18 protein-coding genes are annotated in these 17,191 nt (G+C 48.1%); 7 read left to right on the top strand and 11 right to left on the bottom strand.

Annotated elements, in window-relative coordinates:
- Positions 1 to 97 precede the first annotated feature (97 nt).
- A complete protein-coding gene (locus LPB400_RS09830; RefSeq protein ID WP_108700050.1) occupies positions 98 to 526 on the bottom strand; it encodes a DUF4149 domain-containing protein in 429 nt (142 codons plus the stop codon).
- Positions 527 to 613: 87 nt separating this feature from the next.
- Entirely contained in the window at positions 614 to 1,090 is a 477-nt protein-coding gene (gene greA / locus LPB400_RS09825) for a transcription elongation factor GreA (RefSeq protein WP_036493143.1), read from the bottom strand.
- Positions 1,091 to 1,434: 344 nt separating this feature from the next.
- On the opposite strand from greA, the gene LPB400_RS09820 reads away from it, so the two are divergent.
- Positions 1,435 to 2,844, top strand: coding sequence for a PepSY-associated TM helix domain-containing protein (locus LPB400_RS09820; RefSeq protein ID WP_219088841.1), 1,410 nt, complete (start codon positions 1,435 to 1,437; stop codon positions 2,842 to 2,844).
- Between the two features lie 207 nt (positions 2,845 to 3,051).
- Here LPB400_RS09820 and rplS read toward each other — a convergent pair whose 3' ends face one another.
- From rplS to LPB400_RS09775, 9 genes are all read right to left on the bottom strand, one after another.
- Positions 3,052 to 3,417 carry a 50S ribosomal protein L19 gene (rplS, locus tag LPB400_RS09815; protein ID WP_003679470.1) on the bottom strand — a complete coding sequence of 122 codons (366 nt, stop codon included), beginning with the start codon at positions 3,415 to 3,417 and terminating at the stop codon, positions 3,052 to 3,054.
- 14 nt (positions 3,418 to 3,431) lie between these two features.
- Positions 3,432 to 4,181 carry a tRNA (guanosine(37)-N1)-methyltransferase TrmD gene (trmD, locus tag LPB400_RS09810; RefSeq protein WP_107769200.1) on the bottom strand — a complete coding sequence of 250 codons (750 nt, stop codon included), beginning with the start codon at positions 4,179 to 4,181 and terminating at the stop codon, positions 3,432 to 3,434.
- On the bottom strand, positions 4,181 to 4,690 hold the full coding sequence (rimM, locus tag LPB400_RS09805) for a ribosome maturation factor RimM (protein ID WP_107792345.1): 510 nt from the start codon (positions 4,688 to 4,690) through the stop codon (positions 4,181 to 4,183). The genes trmD and rimM overlap by 1 nt, the downstream gene beginning before the upstream one ends.
- A gap of 15 nt (positions 4,691 to 4,705) precedes the next feature.
- A complete protein-coding gene (rpsP, locus tag LPB400_RS09800) occupies positions 4,706 to 4,954 on the bottom strand; it encodes a 30S ribosomal protein S16 (RefSeq protein WP_003684452.1) in 249 nt (82 codons plus the stop codon).
- Positions 4,955 to 5,029: 75 nt separating this feature from the next.
- A complete protein-coding gene (locus LPB400_RS09795; RefSeq protein WP_219088839.1) occupies positions 5,030 to 7,420 on the bottom strand; it encodes a bifunctional acetate--CoA ligase family protein/GNAT family N-acetyltransferase in 2,391 nt (796 codons plus the stop codon).
- Positions 7,421 to 7,475: 55 nt separating this feature from the next.
- Positions 7,476 to 8,873, bottom strand: coding sequence for a HAMP domain-containing sensor histidine kinase (locus tag LPB400_RS09790; RefSeq protein ID WP_219088837.1), 1,398 nt, complete (start codon positions 8,871 to 8,873; stop codon positions 7,476 to 7,478).
- Positions 8,874 to 8,888: 15 nt separating this feature from the next.
- On the bottom strand, positions 8,889 to 9,566 hold the full coding sequence (gene misR, locus LPB400_RS09785) for a two-component system response regulator MisR (protein ID WP_003748666.1): 678 nt from the start codon (positions 9,564 to 9,566) through the stop codon (positions 8,889 to 8,891).
- A 207-nt stretch (positions 9,567 to 9,773) separates the two neighbouring features.
- The gene (locus tag LPB400_RS09780; protein WP_219088835.1) at positions 9,774 to 11,606 is read right to left on the bottom strand and encodes a PglL family O-oligosaccharyltransferase; all 1,833 of its coding nucleotides are present in this window, start codon (positions 11,604 to 11,606) and stop codon (positions 9,774 to 9,776) included.
- Complete coding sequence (locus LPB400_RS09775; protein ID WP_049336736.1) at positions 11,603 to 11,959, bottom strand: DUF2069 domain-containing protein; 357 nt, start codon at positions 11,957 to 11,959, stop codon at positions 11,603 to 11,605. Before LPB400_RS09775 ends, LPB400_RS09780 begins: the two co-directional genes overlap by 4 nt.
- 218 nt (positions 11,960 to 12,177) lie before the next feature.
- Here LPB400_RS09775 and hisC point away from each other — a divergent pair, with 218 nt between their 5' ends.
- The 6 genes from hisC to hisF all read left to right on the top strand — a co-directional run bounded on the left by hisC (position 12,178) and on the right by hisF (position 17,150).
- Entirely contained in the window at positions 12,178 to 13,263 is a 1,086-nt protein-coding gene (gene hisC, locus LPB400_RS09770; protein WP_070460183.1) for a histidinol-phosphate transaminase, read from the top strand.
- 19 nt (positions 13,264 to 13,282) lie between these two features.
- A complete protein-coding gene (gene hisB, locus LPB400_RS09765) occupies positions 13,283 to 14,236 on the top strand; it encodes an imidazoleglycerol-phosphate dehydratase HisB (protein WP_070460185.1) in 954 nt (317 codons plus the stop codon).
- Positions 14,237 to 14,404: 168 nt separating this feature from the next.
- Positions 14,405 to 15,049 carry an imidazole glycerol phosphate synthase subunit HisH gene (gene hisH / locus LPB400_RS09760; RefSeq protein WP_070460187.1) on the top strand — a complete coding sequence of 215 codons (645 nt, stop codon included), beginning with the start codon at positions 14,405 to 14,407 and terminating at the stop codon, positions 15,047 to 15,049.
- 73 nt (positions 15,050 to 15,122) lie between these two features.
- Positions 15,123 to 15,860, top strand: coding sequence for a 1-(5-phosphoribosyl)-5-[(5-phosphoribosylamino)methylideneamino]imidazole-4-carboxamide isomerase (gene hisA / locus LPB400_RS09755; RefSeq protein ID WP_070460189.1), 738 nt, complete (start codon positions 15,123 to 15,125; stop codon positions 15,858 to 15,860).
- A gap of 164 nt (positions 15,861 to 16,024) precedes the next feature.
- On the top strand, positions 16,025 to 16,342 hold the full coding sequence (locus LPB400_RS09750; RefSeq protein ID WP_070460191.1) for a multidrug transporter MatE: 318 nt from the start codon (positions 16,025 to 16,027) through the stop codon (positions 16,340 to 16,342).
- Positions 16,343 to 16,382: 40 nt separating this feature from the next.
- Positions 16,383 to 17,150, top strand: a complete 768-nt coding sequence (gene hisF / locus LPB400_RS09745) for an imidazole glycerol phosphate synthase subunit HisF (RefSeq protein WP_070460193.1) — start codon at positions 16,383 to 16,385, stop codon at positions 17,148 to 17,150.
- Positions 17,151 to 17,191 lie beyond the last annotated feature (41 nt).

The following is a 17,191-nucleotide window of genomic DNA, read 5'->3' as shown; positions in this document are numbered from 1 at the left end:
TATGGCTTGTATTTGAGTAATCAAGATAATTCGTGATTTCAAAATAAGAAGGGCCGTCTGAAAGATTTATTTTCAGACGGCCTTTTATTAAAACAGTTTAGTTTGGCCCGGGCCATTTCCATACGCACATCGCTGCCAGTATCGTACAGATTAAAAAAATAATACTGGATAAACCATGCCAAATGCCGAATGTTCCGCCTACTAGGGATAAGAGCCAGTTATCCAGCCCGTACTTGTGCGCCTCGATAACCGGCGTAACCAAAAGATGATTACAGGCTAAGAGTAGCCAAAGTACCAAAACCCACCAAGAGAGGGAGGCAAGTTGCCGTCTGAAAAAGGCATAGGCTGAGCCAAAAATAACTAAGCCGCATATTGCGGTAATGGCAAACAAAATGCCGGCGATTTCTCCTGCCAGCATCTTAGGCAGGAGATGGAATAGGATGGGAGCGACAATGTAGCCGGCTGTCAGTTGCATGCCTAGCCAAATGGCAGCAGCGGTTTGAGTGATTTTGTAGGGTAGGCTCATCTGGTTTCTCTTTGGGAAATTCTGTTTTAGTTGTGATGGTGTAACAAAAGGCCGTCTGAAAACTTTTTCAGACGGCCTTGAGTTTATTTAGATGTATTGTACGGAAATAATATCATATTCACGCACGCCGCCGGGGGCCTGAACTTCTGCAACGTCGCCTTCTTCTTTTCCGATCAAGGCACGGGCAATGGGTGAGCCAACGTAGATTTTGCGTTCTTTAATGTCTGCTTCATCTTCGCCGACAATTTGGTAGGTTACTTGTTCTTCGGTTTCCAAATCTTCCAGTGTTACTGTTGTGCCGAATACGATTTTGCCTTCGGCATGGATTTCGGCAGGATTGATGATGTGGGCCATAGAGAGTTTGTGTTCCAGCTCGGCAATACGGCCTTCGATAAAGCCTTGGCGCTCTTTGGCGGCTTCGTATTCGGCATTTTCAGACAAATCGCCGTGTGAGCGTGCTTCGGCGATGGCTTCGATGACTTCTGGGCGTGCTACGCTTTTGAGGTGTTGAAGTTCTTGTTTCAACAATTCTGCACCACGGACGGTCAAAGGGATTTTTTGCATTGAGTTCTCCATGAAAGCATGATGATGCTTTTAAAATTTTATCCGGCCACGCGCGGGAGCCGGATTGGAAATAAAAATACAAGCCGCCAAAGCTTGGCGGCTTGATGAATAAATAAGTAATGCCTGTATTCTACCAAATTCTGCCGAAACCGCAATGATTAAAACGGGTTTTCAGTAAAGTGTTGTTTTCTGTCTATTTTGTTTTTTCAGACGGCCTGCAAACTAAATATTGAAGTATTTCAAAGCTGCACTTGAAAAACGGTTTCGTAAATGAATGGTTTTGATTAAAATGTTCTCTAATAATCCTTAAGGATTAGTCTACTTTAATTATATAAAGAGAATATATGGAAACAAAACCAACTTCCCAAAATGAACAACAGGCTAACCGCCGTTATTTGACTGTTTGGCGATGGCATTTTTATGCCGGACTTTTGGTCGCGCCGTTTTTAACCCTGCTGGCTGTTACAGGGTTGGGAATGCTGCTATTTGCCAATATCACCGGTAAAGAAGGCGAACGCATACATGTTACGCCGCAGGCAGTGGTGCAGCCTTTGTCGGCTCAGGCTGAAGCCGCCAGACAGTTTGTGAATCCGGAAACTGCTTCTGTGGTGCAGTATATTGCGCCGCGCGCAGATGATATGGTGGCCGTATTCCGCGTGAACAACGACGATAAAGCCACTATGGTTGCCGTTGATCCTTATACGGCAAAAGTCGTGAATACGATGCCGCGCGGTCAAGGCTGGTATCACACGATGGACGAAATCCACGGCGATATGATGATGGGTGCGACTGGTGACTACCTGTTGGAAACTGCTGCGTCGCTGACCATCATCATGATTGTGACCGGTATTTATTTGTGGTGGGTAAAACAGCGTAGTCTGAAGGCCGTCCTTTTGCCTAAAGCAGGCAAAGGCCGTTCTTGGTGGCGTAACCTACACGGTGCATTTGGCTCTTGGGTTTCTTTGATTTTGCTGTTGTTCTGTTTGTCTGGTATTGCTTGGGCAGGTATTTGGGGCGGTAAGGCTGTGCAGGCATGGAGCCAATTCCCAGCTGGTAAATGGGGTGTGGAGCCTAATCCGGTATCTTCCGTGCCAACTCATGGCGATGTGTTGAATGATGGCAAATCCAAAGAAGTGCCGTGGATTTTAGAGCTGACGCCTATGCCGGTTTCCGGTACGACACTGGGCGAAAACGGCATTAATCCAAGTGAACCGATGACGTTGGAAACGGTTGACCGCTTTGCGCGCGAAATTGGCTTCAAAGGCCGCTATCAGTTGAACCTACCTAAAGGCGAAACCGGCGTATGGACGCTGTCGCAAGACTCAATGAGCTACGATATGATTAGTCCGACTGCGGATCGTACGGTACACATCGATCAATACAGCGGCAAAGTCCTGGCTGATATTCATTTCGATGATTACAACTGGTTTGGTAAATTCATGGCAGCAAGTATTGCTTTGCATATGGGTACACTGGGCTGGTGGAGCGTATTGGCAAATGTCTTGTTCTGTCTGGCGATTATCTTTATCTGTGTCAGCGGCTGTGTGATGTGGTGGAAGCGCCGTCCTTCGGAAGCACGTGGTTTGGTTCCTCCTGCACAGAAAATCAAATTGCCGGTATGGTGGGCAATGGCTGTGCCACTTCTTATTTTGGCTGTGATTTTCCCGACGGCTATTGCCGCAATCGCTGTTATTTGGATTTTGGATACACTGTTATTATCACGTATTCCAGCATTAGCAGGATGGTTTAAATAACCGCCCGATGTAATTCAAGGCCGTCTGAATCTTTTGTTTCAGACGGCCTTTTTTATAGAGGTCAAAAGTAGGGGGTTATGATTCTGTTTAAGTTTATGCGTGAGATGGGAATTGTGATTGGCTTACAGGATTGTGTAAGAAAGACGAGGAGATCTTGTATAAAAACAAAAAACCCACTTCATTGAAGTGGGTTTTTGAAGAAAGCGATTAACCTTTGCGAGCAGGCAATTTTTCTTTAATGCGGGCCGCTTTACCGGTCAGGCCACGCAAGTAGTACAGTTTGGCGCGACGTACGTCACCACGGCGTTTAACTTCGATTTTTTCTACGGTAGGAGAGTACAGTTGGAAAGTACGTTCTACACCTTCGCCGCTAGAGATTTTGCGAACGATGAAGTTGCTGTTCAGGCCACGGTTGCGGCGGGCGATAACCACACCTTCGTATGCTTGCAGACGGCTGCGGGAACCCTCAACCACGCGTACAGATACGACAACGGTGTCGCCTGGAGCGAATTCAGGGATTTCTTTGTTCAAGCGAGCGATTTCTTCTTGCTCTAATTGTTGAATCAAGTTCATTTGTTTTTCCTAAGTTATGATTGGATTTCCTGTTGCTCTTGCAAGATTTCTTTTAAGAGGCGGGATTCCTTTGGGATTAAACTGCGCTTTTCCAATAAATCAGGTCGGCGCTCTAAAGTGCGTCGCAGGGATTGTTTCAATCGCCACTCGGCAATCAAGCCATGATTTCCTGAGCGTAAGACATCAGGAACCATCATGCCTTGGAATTCTACGGGTTTGGTGTAATGAGGACAGTCTAAAAGGTCGTCTGAAAACGAGTCTTGTTCAGCTGACTGTATATCGCCCAATACGTCCGGAACCAATCTTAAGACGGCATCCATCAACATCATGGCGGGTAATTCGCCACCCGAGACGACAAAGTCGCCAATGCTGATTTCTTCGTCCACACTGCTTTGCAGCAGTCTTTCATCTATGCCTTCATAGCGTCCGCATAGAAGAATAAGATGGGGCAGTTCGGCAAGTTCTGCAGCTTTTTTATGTGTCAGCGGCTGACCTTGCGGACTGAGATAAATTACTTTGGCAGGTTTTTGCGAGTTTGCTTTGGCTTCTTCAATTGCCGCTTGAAGCGGCGGAGCCATCATAATCATTCCCGGACCACCTCCGAAGGGTCGATCATCAATATAGCCAAGTTTGTTGTCGGCAAATTTTCGGGGATTGATGGCTTGAAACTGCCAAAGATTTTGTTTTCTTGCTCTGCCTGTAACGCCGTATTCGACAATACTGTCGAACATCTCTGGGAAAATGGTGATGGCTTGAATCAGCATCAGTAGTCCAAACCCCAGTCGGCAATAATGGTTTTGCTGTCGGTATCGACAGATTCGATATAGTTGGAGACAAAGGGAATCAGGATTTGTCCGTGTTCGCCTTTAATCATCAAAACATCATTGGCACCGGTTTCCATCAGGTTGTTGACTTTGCCGAGGACGATGTTTTCTTTGTTGATGACGGTCATGCCGACTAAATCTGCCCAGTAGTATTCGTCTTCCTCAGTAGGGGAGAATGACTCTCTGGGGATTTCGATGGTATAGCCGCGCAAGGTAAATGCTTGATCGCGATCGTCTATACCTTCAAATTTGACCTGAAGTTCGCCATTGGCAATTTTACCTGCCTCAAGCACAACATTCAGGGCTTTACCATCCTTGCACAACTGCCACTCGGGGTAGTCCAGCAGGCTGTCGGTATATTCGGTATTGGCGGCAATTTTAAGCCAGCCTTTAATGCCGAATACGCCTTTGATGTAGCCCATGGCTACCCGTTTTTGAGTGTCTGTCATGGTCGTTTTAGCTGATTAAGCAGCGATTTTTTGCTCTTTAATCAGTTTGGCAACTGCGTCGCTAACTTTCGCGCCTTGAGCAACCCAGTGGTTGATGCGGTCTGCGTCGAAACGTACGCGTTCTTGTTTTTCGTTGGCAACGGGGTTGTAGAAACCTACGCGCTCGATGAAGCGGCCGTCACGACGGTTGCGAGAGTCAGTTACAACTACGTTGAAGAAAGGGCGGTGTTTTGAGCCGCCGCGAGCCAAACGGATAACTACCATTTTGAGTCCTTTTGAAAAATGCGGATATATAGAAACCGCTAATTTTAGGATATTTCACACGGGTTATGCAAGTTTTTATTTGTTTTTGTTGCTGTTTTGCCATTTGTTCAAATCGAGGCTTGCTTGATACAGACCGCGGTCGGTTTCCGATGGGGTGACGGTAAATCCTGATTTTTCAGCGAGTTTGAGCATCGGTGTGTTTTCTTTGAGGATTTCCGCATTCATAGTTTGGTAACCTTGCTGTGTGGCAGTTTGGATGATGAGGCTCATCATTTTGCCTGCCAAGCCGGTTTTGCGTGCTTCAGGCGCTAAAGTAATGCCGAACTCGCACTCATTGCGATTGATGCGGCTGTAGCGGCTGACTGCAACAATATGGCCGTCTGAAGCGAAGGCTGCCCACGTGCATTCGGTATGGAAATCGGGACGGGTCAGCCGTGCGAGTGTGGGCAGCGGCAACTCGTTGGTATGGGTCATGAAGCGCGTATAGCGGTCGGCCGCGGGTAATTGGCGGACAAATTTTTGTTTGGCTTCGGCATCTTCAGGTTCTAGTGCGCGGATGTGCAGTGTGTTGCCGTCGGGTAGGGTAAATGTATCGGTTTGGCTCGGATAGGGTGCGAGTACGTTTTGTATCTCGGGCGTTTCGGTTTTAGGGTGCAGCAGCTCGGACGCGGCTTCGCCGGTGTTGCGTAGGAATTCGGCTGCGGCCGGATTTTTTTGTTGGAGGTAGGCGGCGGCACTTTGCATTTTAGCGGCGGCCTGTTCTAAGGTTTGGACGGCTTTTTTTGGGATTTTGGTTGTTGGTGCAACAGGTTTTTCCACGATTTCGGGAATGATGGTGCTGCTGTATTGGCTGCCGTTGTAGTTGAGGATGATGTCGCCGATATGCTGGTTGTTGTGGATAAGCGTGTTTAGGGAATGCAGGAATTGATTGAGAACGGAAGTGTTGTAGAGTTCTGCAAATTGGCTTAAACGTTGGATATCGAGTGTGGTAAATGGAGGTAATGCGGCTTCGGTTTTGCCGTTGTAATGGGCGGAAAGGATATTGCCGTAAATGGCATGGCGGCTGAACCGGAACTGGACGGTATTGTGTTTTTGGGTTTGGCACGGAGGCAGGTATAGGGCTTCCGCCATCAGTTCGGTTTGGCCGGATGCAATGGCTTTATCGATACTTTTGCTTTTAGGTGTTTTCAGACGGCCTGTTTTGGCTGGCGCAGGGGTATTTTGCACCTGTTGCAAATAGGCTGTTTGATTGCGGAAATAAAGTGTCAGCAAGGCTTCTTCCGGTGTGTTAAACCGAGTCAGGCCGTCTGAAAAACGATAGCTGACGAGAATGGGCTTACTGGTTTTTTGTGCCAAATTATCTAGAGTTTGATGAATGCTGTACGCATCCGGCGTATCTGGCGAAATAATGCCGAGCAGGGCTTGAGTATGCGGATTTTGTAATTGTTCGATCGCCAGACGGTGGATGCGTGCAGGCGTGGGGTTGCTGCCGATGCAGCCTTGTCGGATGGATGGTGCATCGGTTGGAAGGTTGAGGGTCAATTCGCAGGCGTTGGCGGTAGTGCGCAGCCATTCTATCGGCGTGTCGGACAGAATGGTGGGGTTGGTAATGACGGGAATGCCGGAAAGGTGGGCTTTTAGGGCTGCTTCCAGTTCGGCGTTATTGAATACCGGTTGGAAATTGCAATGGCGGCTGAGGCTGTGCAGGATGGCTTTGTTTGTGTCGTCGGTGTAGTGTGTGGACAACAGGATAAGCGGAGTGTGGCGTGTGAAGTGGCGGATGGCACTGAACAGCTCGCGTTGGTTTTCGGCCGGATTGTAGTGGATAACGGCAACTTTGGTATGGCGGTTGTGGCCGAAGCGGTTGAGCCAGTCGGCGGATGTAGTGGGGCTTAGGTCATAGTTGAGGCTGATGTGGCGTGATGCGCCTTGGTGCAGCGTGTTCAGCAGGTGGTTGATGTTGCGGCTGACGGTGCTGTGGCCGGTCAGTAATGCGATATGACCGGCGGGATAGTCGGTTTGGGTGCCGATGTTGAGGTTGAGCGAGGGAAGTTGGATGCCTGCGCTGTTGCATACGGTGATGTTCAATTCGTCGCCGTGATATTTTTGAATAATGGAACGGGTGTTTTTGCAGGATTCGGGTGGCAGGTTTTCCCAATCTTGAATCAGGATAATGTGGCGCAGGTTTTTTTTACGGCAGGCCTTGAACAGCGAGTCGTAATGATCGGGCGGGATAACGGCAACAACCAAATCGGCTTGGCCCGGAATTTTGCTGAGGCTGGAGTAGGAGGGAATGCCTGCGACACTGCTGTGTCGAAGATTGACGGGAGTGATTTTGCCTTGATATGAGGAACCGAGCAGGTGGCTGAAAATGCGTTCGCCAAGGCTGTGCGGACGTTCGCTGGCGCCGACGAGGATGATGTGTTCAGGCATGAAGAAGTAGCCGGTTTGGGCTGTTGCGCTCATGATGGTTCCTTATTTGTGTTTTTGGCCGTCTGAAAAGTTTCAGACGGCCTTATTTTTAGACTTCTTTTTTGTCTCCGGCTTTCTTTTTGGGAAGGATAAAACGCATCCTCAGGCCGTTGGGTTTGACATTTTCAGCAATGATTTTACCGCAGTGCTGTTCCATAATGTGCTGCGTCAAGGCAAGCCCTAAACCTGTACCGGGCTTGTGCGCGCTGGAGTCGGCGCGATAAAAGGCAGTGAAAATATGCGGAAGCTGCATTTCGTCCACGCCAGGCCCGTTGTCGGTAACATCGATAATCCAGTTTTTTCCGTCTTGTCCGATATGGGTTTGAATGGTGCTGCCTTCTGGACTGTAATTGATGGCATTGCGGATAACGTTGTCAAAGGCGCGGTATAGATAGCCTTCGTTGGCGCTGACTATGGCATTTTCAGGGATTTTTGGGTCAATGCTCAGGGTAACGCTTTGGTTGTTTTGGTGGGCAATGCTTTGGTTGTCCTCAATCAAATTAGTTAGGAAAGGAACGAGTTTGAGGTTTTCTTTTTCCAAAGGAATATTGGAAGTTTCCAAGCGGGAGAGGGTCAACAATTCACCGACCAGAGTATCCATGCGCACCAGTTCGCCTTCAAGTCGCTTGAGGTATTGCTCTTGTTTTTGCGGCTGAGATTGAATCAGGCCGACAATTGCCTGCATGCGCGCCAGCGGCGAGCGCATTTCATGAGAAACGTGGTGAAGCAGGTGGCGCTCTTTGGCAACAAGTTTTTCAAGCTTTTCGGCCATTTTGTCGAACTGCACGGCAAGATGGGACAATTCGTCGTCACGGTCGTCAACTTGTTGGGAAATGCGGGTTTCGAGTTCGCCGTTGGCTACTCTGTCCATGCCGCCGCCAAGAATTTTAATAGGCTTGGTAATATTGTTGGCAAGGATGTATGCCATCAGCAGGCCGACGATGATGATGAAAGACAGAATAATAAATTCGTGCCAAATAGGCGAAAGCGGCAGGCCGGGAATGAAGAGCGGGCTAGGGAGGCGTTGGGCCTGATGGTTGTCCCAGCCTTTAATGAAGAAGAGGTATTCTTCGCCGAAACGGTCGTATTCGATGTGTGCCAAATCAGATTCAGGATTATTGATGGCAAAAATACGGGCGCGTTCGATGGATAGGCTGTCGATATTGCGGCCTAAAATATCTTTTTTATCGTCGCCGGTAATCACATAAACGGCATTGGAAACCGGATTGTTTTTCCATTCAGAAAGAATTTCGCGCGCACCGCTGTCTCCGCGTGAGTTGAATGCGGAAACGATGCTGTTCATCAGTGTGGTTTCGATGGTGCGGCGTTGGTTGAATTGGTTTTCGGCGAGGGTGTTTTGTACCAGCCAAAATGAAAAACTCGCCACAAAGATTGCGCAGACGATAACTGCGCAAAATGTGGCGAAGATGCGTTGAAACAGTTTCATTGATCTGTTTAATCTTTAGTTTTTAACAAACAGGTAGCCTAAGCCGCGTACGGTTTGAATCAGGGAAGCATCGCCCAATTTGTGGCGGATGCTGGAGATGTGTACGTCGATGCTGCGGTCAAATTTAGCCAGTTTGCGGTCGAGTGCCTCGATAGACAGGGTCTCTTTGCTGACGACTTGTCCGGCGTGGCGCATCAAAACTTCGAGCAGGTTGAATTCGGTGCTGGTCAACTCGAGCGGAGTGTCTTTGATGCTGGCTTGGCGTTTGGCCGGGTACAAAACGACGTCGCTGACAGAAATGCTGTTAGGCGCGTTGTTTTGTTCGTTGCTGTGTTGCGCACGGCGTAGGATGGCGTTGATGCGGGCTAAGAGTTCGCGCGGTGTACATGGTTTCGGAACATAATCGTCCGCACCCATTTCCAAACCAATAATGCGGTCGATGTCGTCACCTTTTGCAGTCAGCATGATGATGGGTACAGTGCTTTGGGTACGTACGTTTTTCAATACGTCCAAACCGTTCATTTTAGGCATCATGGAGTCTAATACGACGACATCGTATTGTCCGGTCAGAATTTCTTGAACGCCGGCTTCGCCGTCAGGAACGCTGTGAACGTTGAGGCCTTCGGCAGTCAGGTATTCGGTCAGCAATTCGGTCAAGAGGGCATCGTCATCTACGAGTAATACGCGACTCATGGAATTTCCTTTTCGTGATTGTATGCGCCGTAGCACTAAATAGGCGGTGCGGCGATTAAAATAGAGTTGTATTCAATCTTAACATGCAATCTGCTTTTGTTGATAGCGTAATTTTCTGTGCTTTTGCGCTTTTTTGCATAGAAACTTGTCGCTCTTTACATTTTCAGACGGCCTGTAAGGACAAACTGACAATTGAGTGTGTTTTGTTTAGGGTTTATCACAAGATTTGGCAGTTTGGTGTTTCGGTGCATTGATGAAATCTTTGCAATCAGACAAAAGTTTGGGCAGTAGTGGGGCGAATGCCGGATGGCTGCGTATTTTGTCGGCGTAGAAATACATCATATAGGGGTAATAATATTGCACTGCCTGCATCCATTGCGCACCTTCTTCTTTTTTACCTTGTCGATAGAGGTAAAGGCCGACTTGGTAGGCGCTGGAGTAGGGGCGGTAGGTCAGGGCTTTGAGTGCGGCTTCTTCCGCCCATGGGCGGATGTAGGCATCGGTCGGGTCGGCACGTCTGCTCAAACTTAAATCGGCGTAATAGGCAAGCATGGGGCTTTCTTTGGAGAGCTGCTGCAAGCCGTCAATTTTGTTTTGAACTGTTTGCGGATCGTCGGTTTTCCCTACACGGCTATATTGGGTCAGATTTTGATATTCCCAGCTGAGGTTTGCCATGCCGATTAAAATCGATAAAGCAGCTATACCGCCTGTCCATTGTCTGATTCGGGTAGATAAAGGGCCGTCTGAAACATCTTTCGGATAAGAAGGTGTCAGCGACAGAATCAGGCTGAATACGGTAAGGAAGTAGATATACCAAAGCGGATATTCGAGCATGCTGTGGCAGAGGCTGACGGCGGCGGCAGTCAGCAAAAATAGGGAAGCCGGTGTTTGGTTGCGGCCTGATAGTCGCCATACGGCTGCAAGCAGGGTTAAGGTTGCCAGCAAGGTGCCGGCAATGCCCATTTCGGACAGCAACTGCATGACGATATTGTGCGAATGGGTAAACAGTACGCCGAGGATATTGTTGGGGAAATATTGTTGCTGGGCATTGATCAGAAAGGTTTGCTGGGCAAAGCTGTTCCAGCCGTGACCGAACCAAGGTGCGGATTGAAAGGCAATCCATGCCTTGCTCCATTCGATTTGGCGCATGGAGCCTTCAAAACCGCTGGTGCCTGCGCGTTCGACGGCGGTTTCGTATTTGATGTTGCCAAACAAATCCAACAGGCTGCCCATGCCGAATTGGAAAGCGGCGGCCAGGATGGCGGTCAGAAGGAAAATGCACAGTGCGCGTTTGTGTTGGAAACGGGTACGCCAAAACCATAACGGCGTAATCAGGAATAGGGCGGCAATGTAGCCTAAGATGGTGCGCGAGTTGACAAGGCCGAGGGTCGCAGTCAATGCCAATACAAACAGAAAACCTGCTGTATTGGACATTTTGCGCGCCGTCCATAAATAGGATGCCGCCAAAATGCCCCACATTAAATAATGTCCCAAATGATTGCGCTGGCCGAGTTGGCCGTTTACGGTACCGCTGCTTCGGGCAATGATGCCGTTCAACCACTCTACGTTAGACCAGCCTTTAAATTGCAGCCAGACGATGACGGCCTGTATGGTTGCACCTATCAATAAAGACCAAGCAAAGATGCTGACGACGCGTTCCTGTCCGTAAGCTGCTACCCAGCCCCGCACCGACCATGCGCCCAGTGCCAAAATAACAAAGGTCCAGGCGGTAATATCGCTCATGCCGGGGTAGGTGGAATACATGAGGCGCGCTTGGAGCGACCAAAATGCGGCCATGGCAAACAAGCCGATACTGAGTGCAGGAAGGCGGATATTCAGCAGACTTTTGTGTGCGCTAATCAAAGTCAGTACCAATGAGCCGCTCAGAGAGATGGCTTCCAAATAAAAGCTGGGCAGTGGACCGACTCGGTAGAGCGAGAGAAAAGGGACGGCGCAAATCCAAAGAAAACTGAGCCATAAAGGCCAAAAGGTTTTTACTGAAGATTCAGTCAGGCCGTCTGAAAGAGTGTGGTAGGTCATTTTGATGTGTGTTTTTGTTGTTTGATAAATGCAAGGCAGCCGAGGAAAAAGGCAATGCACAATAATACAGAAACGGCGGCGCAAATCCGGCTGGCGACGGCTGTGTCAGCCAGGCGCATACAGGCTTCGGCAAAGTAAATCAGAATCAGCATGGAGCTGTATTGATAAGTGTAGATGCGTTTTTTCAAAATGCCGGTCAACGGCAGGCACAGCGGCAGGGCTTTCAGTGCCAGCCATGAGCCGCCTTCGCGCAATGGCGCGATCCACAATTCCCATGACAAGGAAAGCAGAATCAGCAGGATAAGGCTTATGGAAGTTGCAAGATAAGGTAATGGGGAGCGTGTATTGTTCACAATATTGAGGGCGTAAAGCCGTACTGGAAAACTTAAAATTATACCGCTAAAAAGGCGGGGTAAGCCAAGAATATTGCTTAAAGATGCTGAAGAAAGGATTTATTGTTTTTTCTTCAAACGAATGAAACTTTATCTTGTTTTATAGTCTTATTAATATATATATTTAATAAAGATTGTGCTATTATTCTAAATACTTTATCTCAGGAGGATAGAAAACCATGAATCGCGTTGCTGATGTTATCCGTGATGATATTAAAGTAATGACAGCCTATCAGGTTGCTGATTTGCCGGAAGGTTTTATTAAGTTGGACGCCATGGAGTGTCCGCATCATCCTTTCGCCGGGTATGAATCTTTATTATCGGAATGGGCGGACTTGGCAAAGCAGGCGCCGATTCATTTGTATCCCCATGCTGCCAAGAGCGGTATTTATGAAGAATTGAGGGAGGTTTTCGGTATTCCCGATAAAGCGGAAATCGCATTGGGTAACGGCTCCGATGAGCTTATCCAATTTTTGACTATGCTGGTTGCCAAACCAAATGCGCGTGTATTGGGTATTGAGCCAAGTTTCGTTATGTATCGTCATAATGCCGCGCTTTATGGCATGGAATATGTCGGCGTTCCCTTAAATCCAGATTTTTCTTTAAATCTCCCTGCCGTTTTGACCGCTATCGAGCAACATCAGCCGTCATTAATTTTTATTGCCTATCCCAATAATCCTACCGGCGTGTGCTTTAAGCGAGAAGAAGTAGAGGCGGTCATTCGTGCGGATACCGGCATTGTGGTTGTCGATGAGGCATATGGTGCGTTTCATCATGACAGTTTCCTTCCGTGGGCGGGCGAAGTCGAAAACCTGGTCGTAATGCGCACCATCAGTAAAATCGGCTTTGCCGGCTTACGGATGGGGTATGCGGCGGCAAGCCCAAGCATTATGGGTGAACTGGCCAAAATCCTTCCGCCTTACAATATGAATCAATTAAGCTTGGCGGCGGCGAAATTCTCATTGAAGCATCATCCAATCATTCAGCAAAACATTGATACATTAAAAAACGAGCGTTCGCGCGTGATGAATGAATTGTTGAAATTAAACCGTTTGGAAGTTTTTCCGAGCGAAGCCAACTTTATTACCGTTCGCGTACCTGATGCGAACGAGCTGTTTGAAACATTGAAGCAAAACCGCATACTGATTAAAAAACTGCATGGCAGCCATCCGCTTTTGGATCAGTGTGTCCGCATAACCATAGGCTCGGCAGCGCAAAATGATGCCGTCTTGGCCGTTATTAGAAACCTTTACCCCAATCTTTGATTTCAAGGAAACTACCATTATGAACAAAGCTCAACTGCATTTGACCAATTTTCTGTTACTGGTTGAAGAAGCCGGCTCATTGACCAAACTCGCACGCGCATGCGGTTATGAAAACTCCGCCTCTTTGTCTCAGCTCAAACGCCGTTTGGAACAACAAGCAGGCGATGAGTCTGCACGCGGCATTCGTCCGAGCCTGGCTGCGAAGTTGGAATCCGGTATGCACAAACGCAAAGGCTGGCTGAACCGTGATCACAGCAAAGACCAAGAAAAAGCAGCAGTTGAAGCGGCGCGTTTGGAAAAACAAACTGTCGAAACAGCCGAAGCTGGTGTTTCAACTGAAGGCCGTTTTGTTACTGTTACCCGCAATACCTGCGAAACCCAAATTACCGTTAGCCTCAACCTTGACGGTACCGGCAAATACCGCTTGGATACCGGCGTTCCTTTCCTTGAACACATGCTTGCTCAAGTGGCGCGTCATGGTTTGATTGACTTGGATATTACCTGCAAAGGCGATTTGCACATTGACGACCATCACACGGTTGAAGACATCGGTATCGTATTGGGTCAGGCCTTGAAACAAGCACTTGGCAATAAAGCCGGCATTACCCGTTATGGTCATGCCTATGTTCCGTTGGATGAAGCGTTGAGCCGTGTAGTCATCGACCTTTCCGGCCGCCCTGGCTTGGTGTACAACATCGACTTTACCCGCGCCCTGATCGGCTGTTTTGATGTTGATTTGTTTGAAGAATTTTTCCACGGCCTTGTGAATCACAGCATGATGACCTTGCACATCGATAATTTTAGAGGTCGTAATGCACATCATCAAGCCGAGACTGTTTTCAAAGCCTTCGGCCGCGCATTGCGCATGGCGGTTGAATACGATCCGCGCATGATGGGTCAAACGCCTTCTACCAAAGGTACGCTGAGCGAAGAGTCTGTTCAGGAAGAAGCAGAAGCCGCATCTGAAGAATAAGGCATCGTGTGAATGAATAAAGGCCGTCTGAAACCGATCGGGATTTCAGACGGCCTTTATTATTTGTCTTGTATATCGACAATATTTTGTTTTAAACCATCTTTTGCTACAATCATTCTTATTATTATATTAATCATTAAATGTTTTCAGACGGCCTGAGGAGAAGCAATGAAAGTAGCGATTGTTGATTATGGAATGGGAAACCTGCACTCAGTATTGAAATCTGTTCAGGCGGCGCAGGTTTTGTCTAATCAAAATGCCGAGGTTTATCTGACTTCGCGGCCTGAAGAGGTGATGGCGGCGGATAAGGTTATCTTTCCAGGGCAGGGTGCCATGCCGGATTGCATGTCGGCGCTGGAGGCAAGCGGTTTGGGTGAGGCGGTTTCAGACGGCCTGAAAAACAAGCCGTTTTTTGGAATTTGCGTAGGTGCGCAATTATTGTTTGAACACAGTGAAGAAGGCGATACAGATGGTTTGGGTTGGTTTGAAGGTCAAGTAAAACGGTTTTTGCCCAATCAAACCGATGAGCAAGGAGGCCGTCTGAAAGTGCCGCATATGGGTTGGAATACAGTGCGCCAAACCCGTCCGCATCCTTTATTTCAAGACATTGGGCAAAACGAGTATTTCTATTTTGTTCACAGCTATTATTTTGCACCGAAAAATGAAGAGATTGTTTTAGGCGTTAGCGAATATCCGAATGAATTTGCCTGCATTGTCGGTAAGGACAATGTGTTTGCCACACAGTTCCACACGGAGAAAAGCCATCAGGCAGGATTGCTGCTGCTGCGTAATTTTTTAAATTGGCAGATTTGAGGCTTTTAACATAAATCTGCTAAAAATCGCTAATTTGTGTAAAATATACTGAAATTGAATAGAGGAGAAGAAAATGCTGTTGATACCTGCCATTGATTTGAAAGAAGGACGCTGTGTTCGCTTAAAACAAGGCTTGATGGAGCAGGCGACGGTGTTTTCCGATTCACCGGCAGAGATGGCTTTGCATTGGCGCAATCAAGGCGCACGCCGTTTGCATTTGGTTGATTTGAACGGCGCATTCGCAGGCGTTCCTCAAAATTTTCCGGCGATTAAAGAAATTTTGGCCGCCGTAGCCAAAGATATTCCGGTACAGCTTGGCGGCGGTATCCGTGATTTGGGCACCATCGAAAAGTATTTGGATTTGGGTCTGACCGATGTGATTATCGGTACGGCCGCGGTAAAAAATCCTGAATTTGTGCGCGAAGCATGTAAGGCCTTTCCGGGTCAGATTATCGTCGGCTTGGATGCCAAAGACGGTATGGTGGCGATAGACGGTTGGGCAACGGTAACGGAGCATCATGTCGTCGATTTGGCCAAGCGTTTTGAAGACGATGGCGTCAACAGCATTATTTATACCGATATCGGCCGCGACGGCATGATGAGCGGCGTGAATATCGAAGCTACCGTCAAATTGGCCCAATCCGTGAATATTCCGATTATCGCTTCCGGCGGTTTGACGAATTTGGATGATATCCGTGCATTGTGTGCCGTTGAAAACGAAGGCGTGAGCGGTGCAATTACCGGCCGTGCAATTTATGAGGGAAGCATTGATTTTGCACAGGCGCAAAAACTGGCCGATTCTTTGGCTTAAGTGTGTCAGATTATGCGGATAAGACCTTGCAGGCCATTAAAACGCAGCGGCTGACGCAGCACACAAAAATGCACTCAAAGGGATTGCCTGTATAGGTCATGGGTTTATATCTGTTTGAAATAATTATAAAAACAACCCAATCGATATTTTATTAAGGGATTAGTATGCTTGAAGCGTTTGTTTTGGGTTTTTGGATTATCTGGTCATCCGACCGCGAAGTGTATCCACTAAGTGAAAGTTTGTGGTTTACACTGATTGCAGTGATATTGCGGCAGCTGACGGCGTTTGATTTGCCGATTATCGATACCTATTGGATGATTTTCAACGGGATAATATGGGCATTTGCCGGTTTGATTTTTTCCATCGTCGGTCGCATCGACAGCAATTTCATTATTTCCTGCGTTTTGGCGATGATGGCGGGGATTGGTTATTTTCAGCTGTTGCAACATTTGCCGGATTGGTTGAGCAAATTTTTGGCCTGACGGTTTCAGACGGCCTGAGAACGGATAAGAGGTATTGAGTATGACATTGGCAAAACGAATTATTCCTTGTCTGGATGTAAAAGACGGTCGCGTGGTAAAAGGTGTCAACTTTTTGGGTTTACGCGATGCAGGCAATCCGGTTGACGTTGCCAAACGCTACAACGATGAAGGCGCGGATGAATTGACCTTTTTGGACATTACTGCCTCCAGCGACAATCGCGATACTATTTTGCACGTTATTGAGGCAGTCGCATCACAAGTTTTTATTCCATTGACGGTCGGCGGCGGTGTGCGTACGGTTGCCGATATCCGTCGCCTGCTTAATGCCGGTGCCGATAAGGCCAGCATCAATACGGCCGCTGTAACCAATCCTGATTTGGTAAATGAAGCGGCCGGTTTTTTTGGTTCACAAGCGATTGTCGTTGCCGTGGATGCCAAAGCGGTCAACCCTGAAAATACCCGTTGGGAAATCTTTACCCACGGCGGACGTAATCCGACCGGTTTGGATGCGGTGGAATGGGCTGTCGAAATGCAGCGGCGCGGTGCGGGCGAGATTTTGCTGACCAGTATGGATCGGGACGGCACCAAGCAAGGTTTTAACCTGCCTTTGACACGCGCGGTCAGTGAAGCGGTCGATATTCCGGTCATTGCTTCCGGTGGCGTCGGTTCGGTACAACACTTGGTGGACGGCATTAAAGACGGAAAGGCAGATGCGGTATTGGCCGCCAGTATTTTCCACTTTGGCGAAGCGAGTATCCGCGAAGCGAAACTGGCCATGCGTGAAGCAGGAATTGAAGTGCGTTTGTGATTGCTACCCAAAGGCCGTCTGAAAAATATGGGAGAAAAACG

The organism is Neisseria perflava, assembly GCF_019334725.1.
GTDB classification, from domain to species: domain Bacteria; phylum Pseudomonadota; class Gammaproteobacteria; order Burkholderiales; family Neisseriaceae; genus Neisseria; species Neisseria subflava_A.
The sequence above is the reverse complement of the archived record's forward strand: the minus strand, read 5'-3'. Positions and strand labels throughout refer to the sequence as shown.

What these genes read in the sequence shown, in the direction of transcription:
- LPB400_RS09830 (WP_108700050.1), bottom strand. Translation starts at nt 526, where the DNA reads ATGAGCCTACCCTACAAAATCACTCAAACCGCTGCTGCCATTTGGCTA.
- greA (WP_036493143.1), bottom strand. Translation starts at nt 1,090, where the DNA reads ATGCAAAAAATCCCTTTGACCGTCCGTGGTGCAGAATTGTTGAAACAA.
- LPB400_RS09820 (WP_219088841.1), top strand. Translation starts at nt 1,435, where the DNA reads ATGGAAACAAAACCAACTTCCCAAAATGAACAACAGGCTAACCGCCGT.
- rplS (WP_003679470.1), bottom strand. Translation starts at nt 3,417, where the DNA reads ATGAACTTGATTCAACAATTAGAGCAAGAAGAAATCGCTCGCTTGAAC.
- trmD (WP_107769200.1), bottom strand. Translation starts at nt 4,181, where the DNA reads ATGCTGATTCAAGCCATCACCATTTTCCCAGAGATGTTCGACAGTATT.
- rimM (WP_107792345.1), bottom strand. Translation starts at nt 4,690, where the DNA reads ATGACAGACACTCAAAAACGGGTAGCCATGGGCTACATCAAAGGCGTA.
- rpsP (WP_003684452.1), bottom strand. Translation starts at nt 4,954, where the DNA reads ATGGTAGTTATCCGTTTGGCTCGCGGCGGCTCAAAACACCGCCCTTTC.
- LPB400_RS09795 (WP_219088839.1), bottom strand. Translation starts at nt 7,420, where the DNA reads ATGAGCGCAACAGCCCAAACCGGCTACTTCTTCATGCCTGAACACATC.
- LPB400_RS09790 (WP_219088837.1), bottom strand. Translation starts at nt 8,873, where the DNA reads ATGAAACTGTTTCAACGCATCTTCGCCACATTTTGCGCAGTTATCGTC.
- misR (WP_003748666.1), bottom strand. Translation starts at nt 9,566, where the DNA reads ATGAGTCGCGTATTACTCGTAGATGACGATGCCCTCTTGACCGAATTG.
- LPB400_RS09780 (WP_219088835.1), bottom strand. Translation starts at nt 11,606, where the DNA reads ATGACCTACCACACTCTTTCAGACGGCCTGACTGAATCTTCAGTAAAA.
- hisC (WP_070460183.1), top strand. Translation starts at nt 12,178, where the DNA reads ATGAATCGCGTTGCTGATGTTATCCGTGATGATATTAAAGTAATGACA.
- hisB (WP_070460185.1), top strand. Translation starts at nt 13,283, where the DNA reads ATGAACAAAGCTCAACTGCATTTGACCAATTTTCTGTTACTGGTTGAA.
- hisH (WP_070460187.1), top strand. Translation starts at nt 14,405, where the DNA reads ATGAAAGTAGCGATTGTTGATTATGGAATGGGAAACCTGCACTCAGTA.
- hisA (WP_070460189.1), top strand. Translation starts at nt 15,123, where the DNA reads ATGCTGTTGATACCTGCCATTGATTTGAAAGAAGGACGCTGTGTTCGC.
- LPB400_RS09750 (WP_070460191.1), top strand. Translation starts at nt 16,025, where the DNA reads ATGCTTGAAGCGTTTGTTTTGGGTTTTTGGATTATCTGGTCATCCGAC.
- hisF (WP_070460193.1), top strand. Translation starts at nt 16,383, where the DNA reads ATGACATTGGCAAAACGAATTATTCCTTGTCTGGATGTAAAAGACGGT.